This is a genomic window from Bacillus haimaensis (assembly GCF_048270625.1).
GTDB classification, from domain to species: domain Bacteria; phylum Bacillota; class Bacilli; order Bacillales; family Bacillaceae_I; genus Sutcliffiella_A; species Sutcliffiella_A haimaensis.
In genome coordinates this window covers 2,391,313-2,404,760 of the sequence record NZ_CP158164.1, presented here as the reverse complement: position 1 = coordinate 2,404,760, position 13,448 = coordinate 2,391,313, and the positions used below count along the sequence as shown (strand labels likewise).

Here is a 13,448-nt window from a genome sequence, read left to right as displayed (position 1 = left end):
GTTTAGAGGTGGGGGCGCGGTTGAGTAGAAGTTGGCTTGGTGCCTTTCAAATAGGTGCAGTTTATGTTGGGACAATAGTGGGGGCAGGTTTTGCAACCGGTAAAGAGATTGTCCAATTTTTCACCCAATATGGATGGATAGGATTCTTCTCCATTTTAATCAGTGGGTTTTTATTCATTTGGCTTGGTACGAAAATGATGCTGGTTTCCAAAAGGATAAAAGCGACTTCCTATAAAGAGTTTAATGAATATCTGTTTGGGGTGTCTGCAGGTACAGTGGTCAACCTCTTCATGCTCATCATTTTGACCTGTGTTGGAGCTGTGATGCTGTCCGGGGCAGGAGCTGTATTTGAAGAACAACTGGGATGGCATTATCAGCTTGGGTTATTGCTGACAGTGGGATTGGCTGTGTGCGTTGTATTAGTTGGTGTCAAAGGCTTGGTTGGTGTCAACATTGTGGTAGTGCCTGTCATGATCGGATTCAGTTTTTTCATCGCAGGAAATGCCTTAATGGAGCACGGCCTGGATTTCCTGACCCTGGCTTCGCAACAGCCGTCATGGAAGGGTTGGATTTCCCCTATTACCTATGTCGCTTTCAACTTGGCAATGGCTCAGCCTGTTCTTGTACCTCTTGCAACAGAAGTCGATGACGAATGGGTCATTAAGCATGGCGGTTTTATAGGTGGCCTTGTTCTTTGCTTCATCTTGATAACCTGTCATATATCCATCGCATCACTGCCGAATTTCCAGACGTTTGAAATTCCTATGGCAGAGGTTGTAAAGCTTGGTATGATTTCCTTTTTCGGTATGTATGTGTTTGTCATTTATGGGGAGATTTTCACTTCTGTTGTCAGCGATATTTTCGGTTTGCAGCGTCAGTTGGAAAGCATGTGGAATATTCCTCGCTACATCGTAACGATCGTTTTGGTTTCCATCATATATACGATAAGCCAAATCGGCTACGGAAGTTTAATTGAACACCTCTACCCACTATTCGGCTATATAAGCATCGCATTTCTGATACTTTTGATTGTGAGGAAATGAGTCAGGCAGGAAAACCTTTCGTGGTTTCCTGCCTGCTTTCATTTTTGGATTATCTCCTGTTGTCATCTTACAAACATCGCTACTATGGCAACAACAGGAATAGCTGCCGTTAAAGCATTTCCTACAAGGAAAAGGGAATTAATCGTACTTTTGACTTCCGGGTAGTTCGCTACGAGTTCATTTCGTTTTAGAAGATTAAAAATGGCATTTATCACAACACTAACGACGACTATCACTAATGGGATAATCAGGTCTGCATCAGAATCAGCTAATGTCATAAATCCGAAAACAATTAAAACTATCGGAAGAGCTTCAATAAATGCTACAAACATAAATAGCCTTGTTTGTATGTGAGAGATGTTCTCCGGGTGCATTGCCAGCTGTTCCATACTTGACCTGAGCAGTAAAGCTATTCCAAAGCATGCAACTACAGCTGCTATGACAAATAGATAAATGGCATCCATACTTATTCCTCCTTCTTTCATTTATCCCAGAAATCATTTTACCTTATTGACGGGATGAGGGTAAATCAAAACTTAAAAATTCAATGGCATAAGGACAAGCAACCAGATATCAAACACCAAATGGGAAATAATGATCAGCACCAAAGAGCGTTTCCATTCGAATAATGCCCCCCAGGCGATACCTGCTGTAAATGCAGCAGCCACAAGCATAAGGTTTCCGGACCAAAGATGTGCAAATGCATAAAGACAGGCAGCAATCATGACACCTGCAGGTCCGTTTTTCCATTCTGAAATTGCATCCTGTATATACGCTCTCCAAAAAATCTCCTCACCAGGTACAATAATGAGTACCAATAGCAGATAGTGCCATATCTCTGATGGACCCACAATCGTATATAATCCTTTAACTTGTGAAAGGAAAGGAAGATCAAAGAGCTTGATAACATAATAGGTCAAGAAAAAAACAAGATAAAGCAAACTGCCTGAAACGAAACCGATGAGTACAGACTTAATGGATGGTATCAGTGAAATATCACGTTGGCGTGTGAATTTCAGGCTTATAAAACTAGAAGCGTTAATGCTAGCGGGAATAAAAGCCAAAAAAAACCGCTAAAAATAAAGCTGATACCAATCAGAATATTGGCCAATATCCACAAGGGCAGGATTGATTTAATTGAATTCATAATCAACATTCCTTTTTTGTTGTTGCAACTATTGTAGCAGAAGAACATGTCTGTCGAATAATTGTTTTTCCATAAACAAATCATAAGAACAAGCTTGCGAAAGGAGTAGATAAGGATGACACAATCAAAAAGTCAGCAGGAACGACAAAGAAAAGTACGAAAGCAATCACAAAATGAGCACGGAAAAGTCAAGAGCTTCGAACAATTAGCGGATGAAGCGGGAAAGAAGAGCAATTAAATAAATTCTCTCAAAATAAATGGCACCCCAAACGGGAAGTGCCATTTATTTAATCAACCTTTAAAGATATCCCAAAAATAATACTTATGTCCCGTTTTCATCAACAGTTGCATAGTTGGCGGGTGTCTACCGCATACTATGGGAAGAAATAACAGGTGAATGGGGTAGGCAGAATGGGCGAAAGCTACAAGAAAAAGAGATATGCTGCGATAATCAGTCCGTTTACAACGAGCATACTTCATTACCGCAAACCTTTTGTTGTGGCTTGGTGGGCTGCTTCTTTCCCGGGCTTTGGACATTTTATGCTAAATAAGTATTTGACCGCATTCATCTTAATTTCCTGGGAAGTCTTGATAAACAACGCTGCCCATCTGAACGAAGCAATCTATCTTTCCATGATAGGAAGGTTTGAAGACGCAGTGGGGGTTTTAGATCAACGCTGGATCATTCTATACATAAGCATGTACGTCTTTTCGATTTGGGACAGCTATCGTTTAACCATTGAAATGAATAAGCATTATACTATGGCTTATCGGGATAATTTTCCGATTATCATCAAAAATTCAAGTTCTCTTGAAATTAATCTTATGGACAAAAAGAGCCCTACCCTTGCTTTATTCTGGTCGCTGTTGACACCAGGACTAGGGAATTTATACGTTACAAGAATTCTTTCGGTTATATTTATCTTAACGTGGTGGATGATTATCACGTACCAGGCGAATGTCTACACTGCCATCCACTTTACATTAATGGGAGATTTCAGTCATGCCAGTCAAGCGCTTATCCCTCAATGGCTTCTATTTCTCCCATCCATCTATTGTTTTGCAGCATATGATTCCTATGTAAGCGCCGTTGAGATCAATAAGCTCCTAGACCGGTATATGAGCAGGGAGTTGAAGGAAAAATTTCAAGATCTCGATTTTAAAATGCCATTATAGAAAAGAGATGAATGTAATGTACATTTTCGCGACCTTTAAATATAACATGGAAATGGAACTTACATTACGTGAATTGGAAGAGCTGGGTCTATCAAAGGATCAGTTGCTTGTCATTCCTTTGGATAAGGTCAAATACCAATCCAAACTGATTGATTCCATGCACCGTTCAGATGGACGGAGTTTGATGGATTTATCCGCAATATTTGGAATCATCTTTATGCTGCTGGGTGTTATTTACGGATATGTTTTATATTTGGGACCAATTCTATGGGGCCTTATTGGATTGGTCTTTGGAGTGGTATTAGGGTTTCTGGTCGACTACTATACTACGAAGAAAAGTGAGAAGAATATGAGGAAACGTGGATCGGATGCAGATTTGATTCTGTTGATACGTTGTGAAAAGGAGAAACAGGAAAAGATAGAAAAAGTCCTCTGGAATAACCTTGTTCTAGGAATAGGTGTATTGGAAAGGTAAAAAGGCTATTAAAACCAGGTTCCTGTAATAGGTGCCTTTTTTTGTTGGAATAAACCTCCATCCCACCTTTTTTTGTCAAATTGCTGAAGGACAGAAGGAAAGGAAGGAGATTAGAATTATTGAAACATTATATGGGTAAACTCTTTTGACTTGCCCAGAGAAAACAATAATTCTTTCAAGCTCTGATTAAGTCGAAGTTTCTCTATTTCAAGGTAATTTTCACTTTTCATCGCTTCGAGTGCGTGCTGGGTAAACTTCCATATCGCCTCTTTTCTGGGTCCCTCAGAATGGTTCGATATAATGGTAAGTGCATGAAATAAAGAAATGACTACATCAAAATCCGACTTCCCGTAGCGTATGAGGGAGGAAAATGAGATATTCAGATATTCAAAAAAATCAGGATTACGAACCATCACTCTCAAATTTCTATTTTTATCATTAAAGTATGGCGCGGCTTCAGGCATGGAACTCAGCCTAGAAAGTATGGTGCTCAATTGCTCGATACAATGTATGGCAGTAATCGGATCATTTATGCTTGCTGAGAGCGCTCTTACACCAATTTCTGTAACCTTTCGTATGCCAAACTCAACATCCTCCAAGGGTGCACGTGCAAGGGATACAGAGATATGGGACATGAATAATTCTTTAGAAATATCCTTTTCATTTTTATAAATGGCCAACAAGGGAGTATCTTCGTTTACATAGTCCCCTTGCTTACGTTCTACCTTTACAATGCATTCGTATTTGCAAGAAGTCTCTACCAATGAGGGAATATCAATATATTGAATGTATCCTGCTTTATCGCTCATATATATAATCGGTTTTTTTGTTGCAATTTCTTGGCTTTCCCAATCATCCCATGGAGAATCAATCTGTGCATTTTCTTTACTCAGGAAACGGTCTTCCATACTATCAATGGTTTTCACAGTTATATTGTGCAGCAGATTACTCACTTGAATCCATGTTGTCACATGATGGATAAAGAACACGAAGACAATCAAGCAGAGAATGGCAATGCCAACGGCGAATGCAGGGACAAGGAATAGCTGGTTTTCCTCGGTCTCTTTTAGTAAAAGCAGTAAAAGAATACAATAGATAAAACCACCGGTAAAGATACCTAACACTCTTTGAGTGGCATGGTCTGTAATGAAATTTTGCAGAGCCCTGGGTGAAAACTGCGACAGATAAGTGGTCAGCACAACAAGAATCGTGGAAAAAGTGATGGTAGTCATCGTCAATAAAGATGAAGCGATTGAACTGAGTATCGTTTGCGAAAGAGAAATATCCGATAAAAGAATAAAGGGAATCCAAGTACTCCTTCCTCCTGATACGAGTAGTAGATGATCAACAAATAACGTGATAAATGCCAAGCAGGCAGATAGTATCCCATAGAACGCTGGTAGATACAAAAAGCTGCTTTTTATCCTTAAAAGTGCAGCTGATTTTGCCATTTACATTCCCTTCTTTCCTTCATAGTAAAAGATAGTAGATTGTTACGATAAAATATGTTATAGTAACAAAGTTAAATTGAATAAAGTCTACGCAACTGGTTGCAGTAGGAGAGGTTCTAGCAAATACCCTCTATAAAAAACTAAGGACTGAACATAACTATATTCCTTAGGATATAGTTTTTTTTATTTGTTCCGATGTTATACGCTAGCCTCCATATTCAGGTAGCGTTTTTTCTGTTTTGAATATATGGCTCTTTAATAAATTTTTGTTGCTTTTAACAAATTGATTTCCTAAAAATAAGGTGTACACATTAATCTCCCTGTTGATTTCCGTTCCAGGTGTTCGCTTTCCGCGGGCGGCCTCGGGAGCCTCCTCGGCGCTAAAGCGCCTGCGGGGTCTCCCTTGACACGCTGCTCCCGCAGGAGTCTCACACCTTGCACTACAATCAACAGGGGTGAACTTAAGTCAAGATTGAGTATTACTAAAGCCAAGAAAAATTAGGTTATTAAATTTTCTCATTTACATTAGCGCCATATTTGAAAGGCTTTTGTTTTTAGAAAATCATTTTAACCCCGTGAGTTGATTGTAGCCGATATTCTTGACTCCTGCAGGAGAATAGAGGGAAGTGGGAGACCCCACAGGCGACGCCGAGGAGGCTCCCACCCTCCCCGCGGAAAGCAAGTTTCTGGAGCGGAAATCAACGGGCAAAATTAATTGTTTTCATCTTATTTGGAAATTGAAAACAGTCAAATAGAATTAGTTCGTATGTAAGGAGAGATTTTTACCATGAAAAAACAAGAGAAGGCGATGGTAGTATTCAGCGGCGGCCAGGATAGCACGACTTGCTTATTATGGGCAATGCGTGAATTTGCGGAAGTGGAAGCTGTAACCTTTCATTACGGTCAGCGTCATGAATTGGAGATAGAATGTGCCAAAACAATAGCAAAAGAGCTGGGAGTGAATCATCGTGTACTGGATATGTCACTATTAAGCCAGTTGACGCCAAATGCTCTAACTCGATCTGATATTGAGATTGAGGAAAAGGAGGGGGAGCTGCCTAGCACTTTTGTGGATGGCAGGAACCTGTTATTCCTATCCTTTGCAGCAGTTGCAGCCAAGCAGATGGGTGCAAAGCATATTGTTACCGGAGTATGTGAAACGGATTTCAGCGGCTACCCCGACTGCAGGGATATATTCATCAAATCCTTGAATGTCACACTGAATCTTTCCATGGATTACCCATTTGTCATTGATACCCCTTTGATGTGGCTGAACAAAGCGGAAACCTGGCAACTGGCAGATGAACTAGGTGCCCTGGATTTTGTAAGAACCAAAACCTTGACATGCTATAATGGCGTCATTTCCGATGGATGCGGGGAGTGCCCGGCATGTAAGCTTCGAAAGCGTGGACTTGATGAGTATCTGGCAATAAAGGATAAAGGGGTTGTGTCCTCATGATGCAACAGATGTATCCACAGGTTTTTCATGATTTCCAATATGAACTGAATAAGGATATGCATATTGCAGCGGCGCACTATATCCCCTCTGACTCGGCTGGGAAGTGCAAGCAGGTCCATGGGCATACTTACTTTGTCAATGTAACTGTTGGTGGGGATGATCTTGATGAAGCTGGATTTTTGGTGAATTTCAAAGATCTGAAGGTACTTTTGCATGATAAGTTTGACCATACCATTTTAAATGACCATGTGGATGTTTTTCGCTCTGACAACCCTGATTACTTTCCGACAACGGAGGTAGTGGCGAGAACCATGTGGGAAACGATCGAGAACCATCTGTCAGCACTTCCCAATAAACCGACATGTCTGCAGGTATTTGTACGTGAAACGCCTACCAGCTATGTGGTCTATCGCCCGAAGAAGAAAGGGAAGAAGGATAAATGAGTACCAAACTACCAGTATTAGAGATTTTTGGGCCTACCGTGCAAGGGGAAGGGATGGTCATCGGAAGAAAAACCATGTTTGTACGAACAGCAGGCTGTGATTATCAATGTTCCTGGTGTGATTCAGCATTTACATGGGATGGCAGTGCAAAGGCTGATATCCTTCTGCTGACTCCTGAAGAGATTTGGGAGCGCTTGGTAAGGATTGGTGGCAAGAAATTCAACCATGTTACCATATCCGGAGGCAATCCGGCTCTGTTAAAAAACATGGGAGAGCTTGTACAGCTCTTACATCAGAACAATATTCAGGTCGCACTTGAGACACAAGGCAGCAGATGGCAGGACTGGCTCTTTGATATTGATGATCTGACCATTTCCCCAAAACCGCCAAGCTCCTTGATGGAAACTGATTTTAATGTGCTCGATGCTATCATCTCACGAATAAAAGTAGAACAGACATCTTTGAAGGTCGTAGTGTTTAATAAAGACGATCTGGCTTATGCTAAGAAAGTCCATAACAGATATCCACAGCTATCCTTTTTTGTACAGGTGGGGAACGAAGACATCTCCACAGAAGATAATGATAAATTGATTCAAAAGCTTTTAGCTCAGTACGAATGGCTGATTGAAGAAGTGATGCAAGACGAGGAACTGAATAATGTAAGAGTGCTGCCGCAGCTGCATACCCTTGTCTGGGGAAACAAGCGCGGAGTATAGATCAGAGGAGTGTTTAACATGTCAGGAAGAAAAGATCATGAACTTGAAGGTGTCACGCTTTTAGGAAACCAAGGAACAAGCTATCTATTCAACTACTCTCCGGATGTCCTGGAGACATTTGAAAACAAGCATCCGAACAGGGACTATTTTGTCAAATTCAATTGCCCTGAGTTCACTAGCCTATGTCCGAAAACAAATCAACCCGATTTTGCAACCATCTATATCAGCTATATTCCGGGAGAGCTGATGGTGGAAAGCAAATCACTGAAGCTTTATCTTTTCAGCTTCCGCAACCACGGCGATTTCCATGAGGATTGCATGAATATCATCATGAATGACTTGATTGAATTGATGGACCCTCGCTATATCGAAGTATGGGGCAAATTCACCCCGCGTGGCGGCATCAGCATCGATCCGTACACAAACTATGGAAAACCGGGTACAAAATATGAGGAAATGGCGCAATACAGATTGATGAACCATGACCTATATCCGGAAAAGATTGATAACCGTTAATACCCGAGGGTACAACATCATGTTGTACCTTTTTTTTCTAGGCTCTTTTCTTAAAGTTTGTTGCTTTACGCCCGTAAAAAATCGGCACTTGGATTTTTTACAGCATTTCTCTCCATATTATTCAAAGTGATAAAATATCTACTTCACTGAAAAGAGCACGAGGACCAGTAATATAACGTGTTTACTTTGAGTACGTCAAAAGCAACAATTTATGCGAAAACAGCCTTTTTCTAAAAAGAGAAGGGCTCCTTTCACTGCGTACCGGAACAGATTGGCTGACAAAGCTCATTAGTTGTAGAAAATTAAAGGATTTGTTATAAAGAGAATAGAAGTAGGAAAAGGAGAAACTTTATGAATAGTACAAAGAATGCTTTGATCCTTGGCTCTACCGGATTGGTTGGGAGTCAGTTGACGAACGAAATTTTAGATAATTCAGAATACGAAAACGTGTTTACATTAGTGAGAAGGCCAACCAGCCTAAAACACCCTAAGCTGAAGGAAGTAGTTACAAACTTCTCAAGACTTTCCGAAAATACCGAAGCGTTTCAGGTTGATGAAGTATTCATCTGCTTAGGCACCACTCGAAAGAAGGCAGGATCGAAGGAAAGTTTTATAAAGGTTGACCATGATTATGTCGTGGAAGCAGCAAAGCTGGCAAAGGCTCAGGGTGTACAACGGATTGCTGTAGTTTCTGCAATTGGCGCAGACTCTGAATCCCGGTTTTTTTATAATAAAATTAAAGGTCAGATGGAAGAGGCGGTAAGCGGTATTGGAATCGCCTCCATCTATTTCTTCCGTCCTTCTTTGCTCTTGGGAGATAGAAAGGAATTTCGACAAGGTGAAAAAGTGGGAGAATGGCTTGGAAAGGCAGTACAGCCTATATTGGTAGGGAAACTTAAAAAGTACAGGCCCGTTGATGGCAAAATAGTGGCAAAAGCAATGGTTGCTTTTATGAAAAATAGTAAAAAAGGAGTACACCTTGTAGAGTCCGATCTAATACAAAAGATAGGGAGCCTATGACTATTGTTAGTTTTTCCTTTAACATCTCCATTTTTCGTTTTCTATTTGAAATATAAGGGAATACATTTAAAAAAATAGGAGTGTATACCATGTGCCATTATAAGGAATTGCGGAGAATTCGAAAATCTGGCCATTTAACCATTCCCAAAACAATAAGGGAACAGCTGGAAATTTCTGATGGCGATGTATTAATGATTATGGAAAAACCGCTGGGCCTAGTGATGAAGCCGATTGAAGAACAACATGTTTTCAACGAGTCCGTCGTTTCGAATAATGGAAAAGTGAATATACCCGTAGAAATTAGAAGAAACCTGAAGATAAGTGAAGAAACGCATTTTACTGTACAACTTGATAAGGAAAAAAGTGCGGTTGTATTAGATATTTTAGAGGAAGAATTGGGATGATTGAAAAAACACAAAGAAAAAAGGAAGATTGCATTTAACAACTTCCTTTTCCTTCTCTGGCAATGGAAATCCAGAGCCTTTTGAATGGTGTCAGTATTGTCCTATAACTTTATAGTTTTTGTGATTGACAACTGTTCTTTGTTCAAGCTCCAAATCACGATAGTTATTCATGTAAGTCAGATCGACTATAACTGAGTTTTCATTCACTTTTTCTACTACCCCTTGCAAGCCTTCTTTAAATTCAATAATATTCCCCACTTCTGCCTTTTTCATCTTCTCTCTCCTTATAAAGTTTTGTATATGTTGGAAAACTAATGAAAGTATATAAAAAAGTTATTATATACATTTTGCATTATTTTTGTAAAAACGTAAATAGTTTGAAGGTAGTTTTTTCGAAATTTTCTTTTAATTTAACAGTAACAACTTTATTTAATGGGCATATCATGGAGAGAGTAGTAATTTGTGAAGAGCAAATTAACTCTAATCATTTTATTCCTTATCCCCCATTGAATCCCTTCTCCCAAAAAGAAGGGGTTTTTTCTTTTCAAATGAAGTCTTTTCTGAAATAATACGATATTATAATAATAATTTGGACAGATGAAAGACGAAGGTGAGGAAAAGTCATGAATGAAGAGTTGGCTGCAGAAATTCTGGATAAATTGAAAAATGGGGAACTTCATCAATATCTGGTGACAAAAGAGGAGTTCATGGAATTCCGAAAAGTGCTTGTCTCAAGAGAAGACTTTAAGCATTTTCGGGGAATAGCAAAACATAATGGCGAAGTGATTTACCAATACATGCAAGAGGCGAGAAGCTGAAACTTATTTTAAAGGGATAACAGTGGGTTCTAAAAACCACTGTTATCCCTTTACTATAGCACCACATTTTTTAATTTTCTTAAGGCTCCTCTTCTCCAGGATTTCACTGCACTTGCTGTCGCCCCTGTCTCAAAGGCAATTTCCTCTATTTTCTTATTATTTATGATATATTCTACTAGCCATTTCCTTTGATTTTCTGTAAGATTCTGAGTGTAGGCTTCCATGTCTTCCCTAATGGTGGATTCATGGTAGGGGAATGCATCCAATTTAATATCGTCAGAAGGCTCTTCTGTGGCTGCAAACTTGATTTCTTTTTTTAGATAATTAAGCAATTTTCCCCGAATGGTGGAATATGCATAAGAAGTAAATGCACCTTTTTCCGCTTCAAAAGTAACGGTAGCTTCCCAGAGTGCAATCATACCCTCCTGCAGATAATAATCTTGATTTTTGTAAATGTGCAACGAATGAATAATATGATGAATCATGGGAGTGTATTGCTTTAGCACCTCTTCAAAGGGTTCCTTCATGTTTGTGGTCCTTTTGAAAAGCCGGCTCTTCATTATTCCGCGGTACTTACAATGTAAGTTGTTTTTATTAATCCTGCACATCTCAGAATATATGGTATATGCTTAGTCAAATAGGTAGTTTATTAAGTTTTCAATGGTGTTATTTGGAAAATGGAGGTTACCTGCATCGAAATACAAAGAATTTAATAGAAAAAGGGGTAATGGCCATGGAGAATAAAAAGGAAAATGAAAATAAGCTAACCAACCAAACGATGTACTTATGGAAGAATGATCAGGAGAAGACTGTACAGGGGTTTCTGTTGTTTCCGGAAAATGTCCCCGATATCCAGTACATAAAAAAGCTCCTGCGTCATATTTATATGGCAAAAGAGACGATAAAGATGTCCATATGGTTTGAAGGTGATGTTATACAGATTACAGGGCGGATCCAATCATTTCGTTATAAAGCGAACAGGCTGACGATTAAAGATATAGATAAAAACACGTACCATATTCGATTATTTGATGTGGTGGAGATTATCAGAAGACCACAAAGATAATAGTTGTAAAAATGTAGAGTCCCTTTAGAGGGCTCTACATTTTTTTTATGGTAATCACGCAAATCTGGAACAAAGAGCTATGGATTTTCTTGTATATTAAGGCGTTTTCTAGGAAAAATAACATATACAAGAATGGTCAGAGGAGGGTTTAGATTGAAGAATATTTTTCAGAAGCTTTTTAAAACAAAAAAAACTAAATCTAAATCCGATTCAGGACTTGTAGAGAATATGACAGTAAATGAGCTGATCGCTCAGATGCACAAGTCAGTTGATTTCCTCCGTTTCACATGTAATACGGAGGATGGAAGAAAAAAAGTTTGGGTGAACTACTATTTCACTCTTATAGATACTGATTTCTTGCATCGGGATATTCTTCATGTTATAACAACAAAACCCTGGAATAGTCTGGAGGATCTGAAGGATCTACTTCCAATTGAAGTGGTATCCATTTCAAAGGATGCAAACGAAATTAGGGAAAAGATGCTATCCGGGTTTATGTTCCTGCAAATTCATGAACATGACCAGATAGGATTACTTGTGAGATCAGAGTTTGTTCAAACACGTGCGGTTTCCTTACCTGAAGTGGAATTCAGTGTAATCGGCCCGAAAGAGTCATTCGTAGAAAATATCGACTCTAATTTGAACCTGATTCGAAGAAGACTGAAAACTCCGATGCTGACGGTGGAACAGCAGCAATTAGGATCAATATCAAGAACGAAAATAGCCATTCTCTACATCGATGGCATCACAAATACAGATAATGTAGCGACCGTCAAAGAACGCCTATCAGAAGTCCAGTACGACCATATTAATGATAGTTCCTATATTACTCAGCTAATCTCTGATAATGCAAATACAATATTTCCGTTGCTTTTGGATACGGAAAGGCCTGACCGTGTTACTTCCGCATTAGTTGAAGGGAAAGTCGTAATCATGGTGGACGGGTCCCCACACGGACTGATCGGGCCAACAACACTAGTGGAGTTCTTCTCATCCTTTGAGGATTACTATTTAAGCTATTGGCTTTCTTCCTTCTTCCGGTTGATACGACTTTTCGGGGTTGCCTTTTCCATTTTGGTGACTCCGGTCTATGTTGCCGTACTCACCTATCATTATGAGCTTATTCCAAAAGATCTGCTCAGTACGTTGATTGCATCCAGGAGAGAGGTACCATTGCCCCCGATACTGGAGGCGATTTTTTTGGAATTGACAATTGAATTATTAAGGGAGGCTGGAGCCCGATTACCGACAAAAGTAGGTCAAACAATCGGTATCGTGGGCGGGATCGTAATTGGAACCGCCTCGGTGGAAGCTGGCCTTACGAGTAATGTACTACTTATTATCGTAGCTCTGGCTGCACTGGCCTCCTTTACAACTCCTGTCTACAAAATGGGTAATACCATTCGTCTATTGAGATTCCCATTCTTATTGTTTGCCGAGCTATGGGGATTGCTCGGGATAGTCTTTTGTTTTTGCATACTGGCTACCCACTTATTGAGGTTAACTTCTTTGAACAAGCCATACTTGGAGCCGATCTATCCGCCGCGAGTCCAAGATATGAAAGATGCTTTATTGCGTTTTCCTTTTTCATTTCAAACGAAACGGCCTAATCAATTAAGAACGCAGAAAAAAGAGAGAATGGCAATGAAAAAGAAACGGAAACCAAAGGATATTGATGGCGAATAGCCAATGAAGGGAGGCATTACATTGCAAC

At 39.7% G+C, this 13,448-nt stretch carries 18 protein-coding genes and 1 riboswitch; of the genes, 13 read left to right on the top strand and 5 right to left on the bottom strand.

All coding sequences use genetic code 11. The annotated features are described in order from the left end of the window. Window positions 1-20 precede the first annotated feature (20 nt). The gene (locus ABN702_RS12230) at window positions 21-1,043 is read left to right on the top strand and encodes a hypothetical protein (RefSeq protein WP_417897131.1); all 1,023 of its coding nucleotides are present in this window, start codon (window positions 21-23) and stop codon (window positions 1,041-1,043) included. Between the two features lie 62 nt (window positions 1,044-1,105). Here the strand turns inward: ABN702_RS12230 and ABN702_RS12225 are convergent, their stop codons facing one another. Further along, window positions 1,106-1,507, bottom strand: a complete 402-nt coding sequence (locus ABN702_RS12225; RefSeq protein WP_417897130.1) for a hypothetical protein — start codon at window positions 1,505-1,507, stop codon at window positions 1,106-1,108. 72 nt (window positions 1,508-1,579) lie between these two features. Further along, complete coding sequence (locus ABN702_RS12220; protein WP_417897129.1) at window positions 1,580-1,894, bottom strand: CPBP family intramembrane glutamic endopeptidase; 315 nt, start codon at window positions 1,892-1,894, stop codon at window positions 1,580-1,582. A 411-nt stretch (window positions 1,895-2,305) separates the two neighbouring features. Between ABN702_RS12220 and ABN702_RS12215 the strand changes: the two genes are divergently transcribed. The 3 genes from ABN702_RS12215 to ABN702_RS12205 all read left to right on the top strand — a co-directional run bounded on the left by ABN702_RS12215 (window position 2,306) and on the right by ABN702_RS12205 (window position 3,841). Next, window positions 2,306-2,428, top strand: a complete 123-nt coding sequence (locus tag ABN702_RS12215; protein ID WP_417897128.1) for a DUF6254 family protein — start codon at window positions 2,306-2,308, stop codon at window positions 2,426-2,428. Between the two features lie 173 nt (window positions 2,429-2,601). Continuing rightward, the gene (locus ABN702_RS12210; protein ID WP_417897127.1) at window positions 2,602-3,366 is read left to right on the top strand and encodes a hypothetical protein; all 765 of its coding nucleotides are present in this window, start codon (window positions 2,602-2,604) and stop codon (window positions 3,364-3,366) included. A 16-nt stretch (window positions 3,367-3,382) separates the two neighbouring features. Next, entirely contained in the window at window positions 3,383-3,841 is a 459-nt protein-coding gene (locus ABN702_RS12205; RefSeq protein ID WP_417897126.1) for a hypothetical protein, read from the top strand. A gap of 116 nt (window positions 3,842-3,957) precedes the next feature. Here the strand turns inward: ABN702_RS12205 and ABN702_RS12200 are convergent, their stop codons facing one another. Next, complete coding sequence (locus tag ABN702_RS12200) at window positions 3,958-5,292, bottom strand: DUF2254 domain-containing protein (RefSeq protein ID WP_417897125.1); 1,335 nt, start codon at window positions 5,290-5,292, stop codon at window positions 3,958-3,960. A gap of 104 nt (window positions 5,293-5,396) precedes the next feature. Continuing rightward, window positions 5,397-5,442, top strand: a riboswitch (PreQ1 riboswitch). Window positions 5,443-6,079: 637 nt separating this feature from the next. On the opposite strand from ABN702_RS12200, the gene queC reads away from it, so the two are divergent. From queC to ABN702_RS12170, 6 genes are all read left to right on the top strand, one after another. After that, complete coding sequence (gene queC, locus ABN702_RS12195) at window positions 6,080-6,751, top strand: 7-cyano-7-deazaguanine synthase QueC (RefSeq protein ID WP_417897124.1); 672 nt, start codon at window positions 6,080-6,082, stop codon at window positions 6,749-6,751. Further along, window positions 6,748-7,194 (top strand): 6-carboxytetrahydropterin synthase QueD, encoded by a 447-nt coding sequence (gene queD, locus ABN702_RS12190; protein ID WP_417897123.1) that lies wholly within the window; start codon window positions 6,748-6,750, stop codon window positions 7,192-7,194. Before queC ends, queD begins: the two co-directional genes overlap by 4 nt. Then, window positions 7,191-7,910 (top strand): 7-carboxy-7-deazaguanine synthase QueE, encoded by a 720-nt coding sequence (gene queE, locus ABN702_RS12185; protein WP_417897122.1) that lies wholly within the window; start codon window positions 7,191-7,193, stop codon window positions 7,908-7,910. The genes queD and queE overlap by 4 nt, the downstream gene beginning before the upstream one ends. Before the next feature lie 18 nt (window positions 7,911-7,928). Continuing rightward, window positions 7,929-8,426: a preQ(1) synthase gene (queF, locus tag ABN702_RS12180; RefSeq protein WP_204418261.1), complete on the top strand. Its 498-nt coding sequence runs from the start codon at window positions 7,929-7,931 to the stop codon at window positions 8,424-8,426. Window positions 8,427-8,777: 351 nt separating this feature from the next. Then, window positions 8,778-9,446: an oxidoreductase gene (locus tag ABN702_RS12175; protein ID WP_417897121.1), complete on the top strand. Its 669-nt coding sequence runs from the start codon at window positions 8,778-8,780 to the stop codon at window positions 9,444-9,446. A gap of 89 nt (window positions 9,447-9,535) precedes the next feature. After that, a complete protein-coding gene (locus tag ABN702_RS12170) occupies window positions 9,536-9,850 on the top strand; it encodes an AbrB/MazE/SpoVT family DNA-binding domain-containing protein (RefSeq protein WP_417897120.1) in 315 nt (104 codons plus the stop codon). A gap of 90 nt (window positions 9,851-9,940) precedes the next feature. On the opposite strand, the gene ABN702_RS12165 is transcribed toward ABN702_RS12170, so the two are convergent. Continuing rightward, window positions 9,941-10,123, bottom strand: a complete 183-nt coding sequence (locus ABN702_RS12165) for a YkvS family protein (protein WP_417897119.1) — start codon at window positions 10,121-10,123, stop codon at window positions 9,941-9,943. 350 nt (window positions 10,124-10,473) lie between these two features. On the opposite strand from ABN702_RS12165, the gene ABN702_RS12160 reads away from it, so the two are divergent. Continuing rightward, complete coding sequence (locus tag ABN702_RS12160; RefSeq protein WP_417897118.1) at window positions 10,474-10,668, top strand: hypothetical protein; 195 nt, start codon at window positions 10,474-10,476, stop codon at window positions 10,666-10,668. A gap of 53 nt (window positions 10,669-10,721) precedes the next feature. Here the strand turns inward: ABN702_RS12160 and ABN702_RS12155 are convergent, their stop codons facing one another. Continuing rightward, window positions 10,722-11,195, bottom strand: a complete 474-nt coding sequence (locus ABN702_RS12155; RefSeq protein WP_417897117.1) for a sigma-70 family RNA polymerase sigma factor — start codon at window positions 11,193-11,195, stop codon at window positions 10,722-10,724. A 206-nt stretch (window positions 11,196-11,401) separates the two neighbouring features. On the opposite strand from ABN702_RS12155, the gene ABN702_RS12150 reads away from it, so the two are divergent. Continuing rightward, window positions 11,402-11,734 (top strand): hypothetical protein, encoded by a 333-nt coding sequence (locus ABN702_RS12150; protein WP_417897116.1) that lies wholly within the window; start codon window positions 11,402-11,404, stop codon window positions 11,732-11,734. Between the two features lie 228 nt (window positions 11,735-11,962). Then, the gene (locus tag ABN702_RS12145; RefSeq protein WP_417900891.1) at window positions 11,963-13,420 is read left to right on the top strand and encodes a spore germination protein; all 1,458 of its coding nucleotides are present in this window, start codon (window positions 11,963-11,965) and stop codon (window positions 13,418-13,420) included. Window positions 13,421-13,448 lie beyond the last annotated feature (28 nt).

Coding starts and splice junctions, on each gene's coding strand:
- ABN702_RS12150 (WP_417897116.1), top strand. CDS start 11,402: ATGGAGAATAAAAAGGAAAATGAAAATAAGCTAACCAACCAAACGATG.
- ABN702_RS12200 (WP_417897125.1), bottom strand. CDS start 5,292: ATGGCAAAATCAGCTGCACTTTTAAGGATAAAAAGCAGCTTTTTGTAT.
- ABN702_RS12170 (WP_417897120.1), top strand. CDS start 9,536: ATGTGCCATTATAAGGAATTGCGGAGAATTCGAAAATCTGGCCATTTA.
- ABN702_RS12155 (WP_417897117.1), bottom strand. CDS start 11,195: ATGAAGGAACCCTTTGAAGAGGTGCTAAAGCAATACACTCCCATGATT.
- queF (WP_204418261.1), top strand. CDS start 7,929: ATGTCAGGAAGAAAAGATCATGAACTTGAAGGTGTCACGCTTTTAGGA.
- ABN702_RS12175 (WP_417897121.1), top strand. CDS start 8,778: ATGAATAGTACAAAGAATGCTTTGATCCTTGGCTCTACCGGATTGGTT.
- ABN702_RS12145 (WP_417900891.1), top strand. CDS start 11,963: ATGACAGTAAATGAGCTGATCGCTCAGATGCACAAGTCAGTTGATTTC.
- queD (WP_417897123.1), top strand. CDS start 6,748: ATGATGCAACAGATGTATCCACAGGTTTTTCATGATTTCCAATATGAA.
- ABN702_RS12215 (WP_417897128.1), top strand. CDS start 2,306: ATGACACAATCAAAAAGTCAGCAGGAACGACAAAGAAAAGTACGAAAG.
- ABN702_RS12205 (WP_417897126.1), top strand. CDS start 3,383: ATGTACATTTTCGCGACCTTTAAATATAACATGGAAATGGAACTTACA.
- queC (WP_417897124.1), top strand. CDS start 6,080: ATGAAAAAACAAGAGAAGGCGATGGTAGTATTCAGCGGCGGCCAGGAT.
- ABN702_RS12165 (WP_417897119.1), bottom strand. CDS start 10,123: ATGAAAAAGGCAGAAGTGGGGAATATTATTGAATTTAAAGAAGGCTTG.
- ABN702_RS12160 (WP_417897118.1), top strand. CDS start 10,474: ATGAATGAAGAGTTGGCTGCAGAAATTCTGGATAAATTGAAAAATGGG.
- ABN702_RS12225 (WP_417897130.1), bottom strand. CDS start 1,507: ATGGATGCCATTTATCTATTTGTCATAGCAGCTGTAGTTGCATGCTTT.
- ABN702_RS12210 (WP_417897127.1), top strand. CDS start 2,602: ATGGGCGAAAGCTACAAGAAAAAGAGATATGCTGCGATAATCAGTCCG.
- queE (WP_417897122.1), top strand. CDS start 7,191: ATGAGTACCAAACTACCAGTATTAGAGATTTTTGGGCCTACCGTGCAA.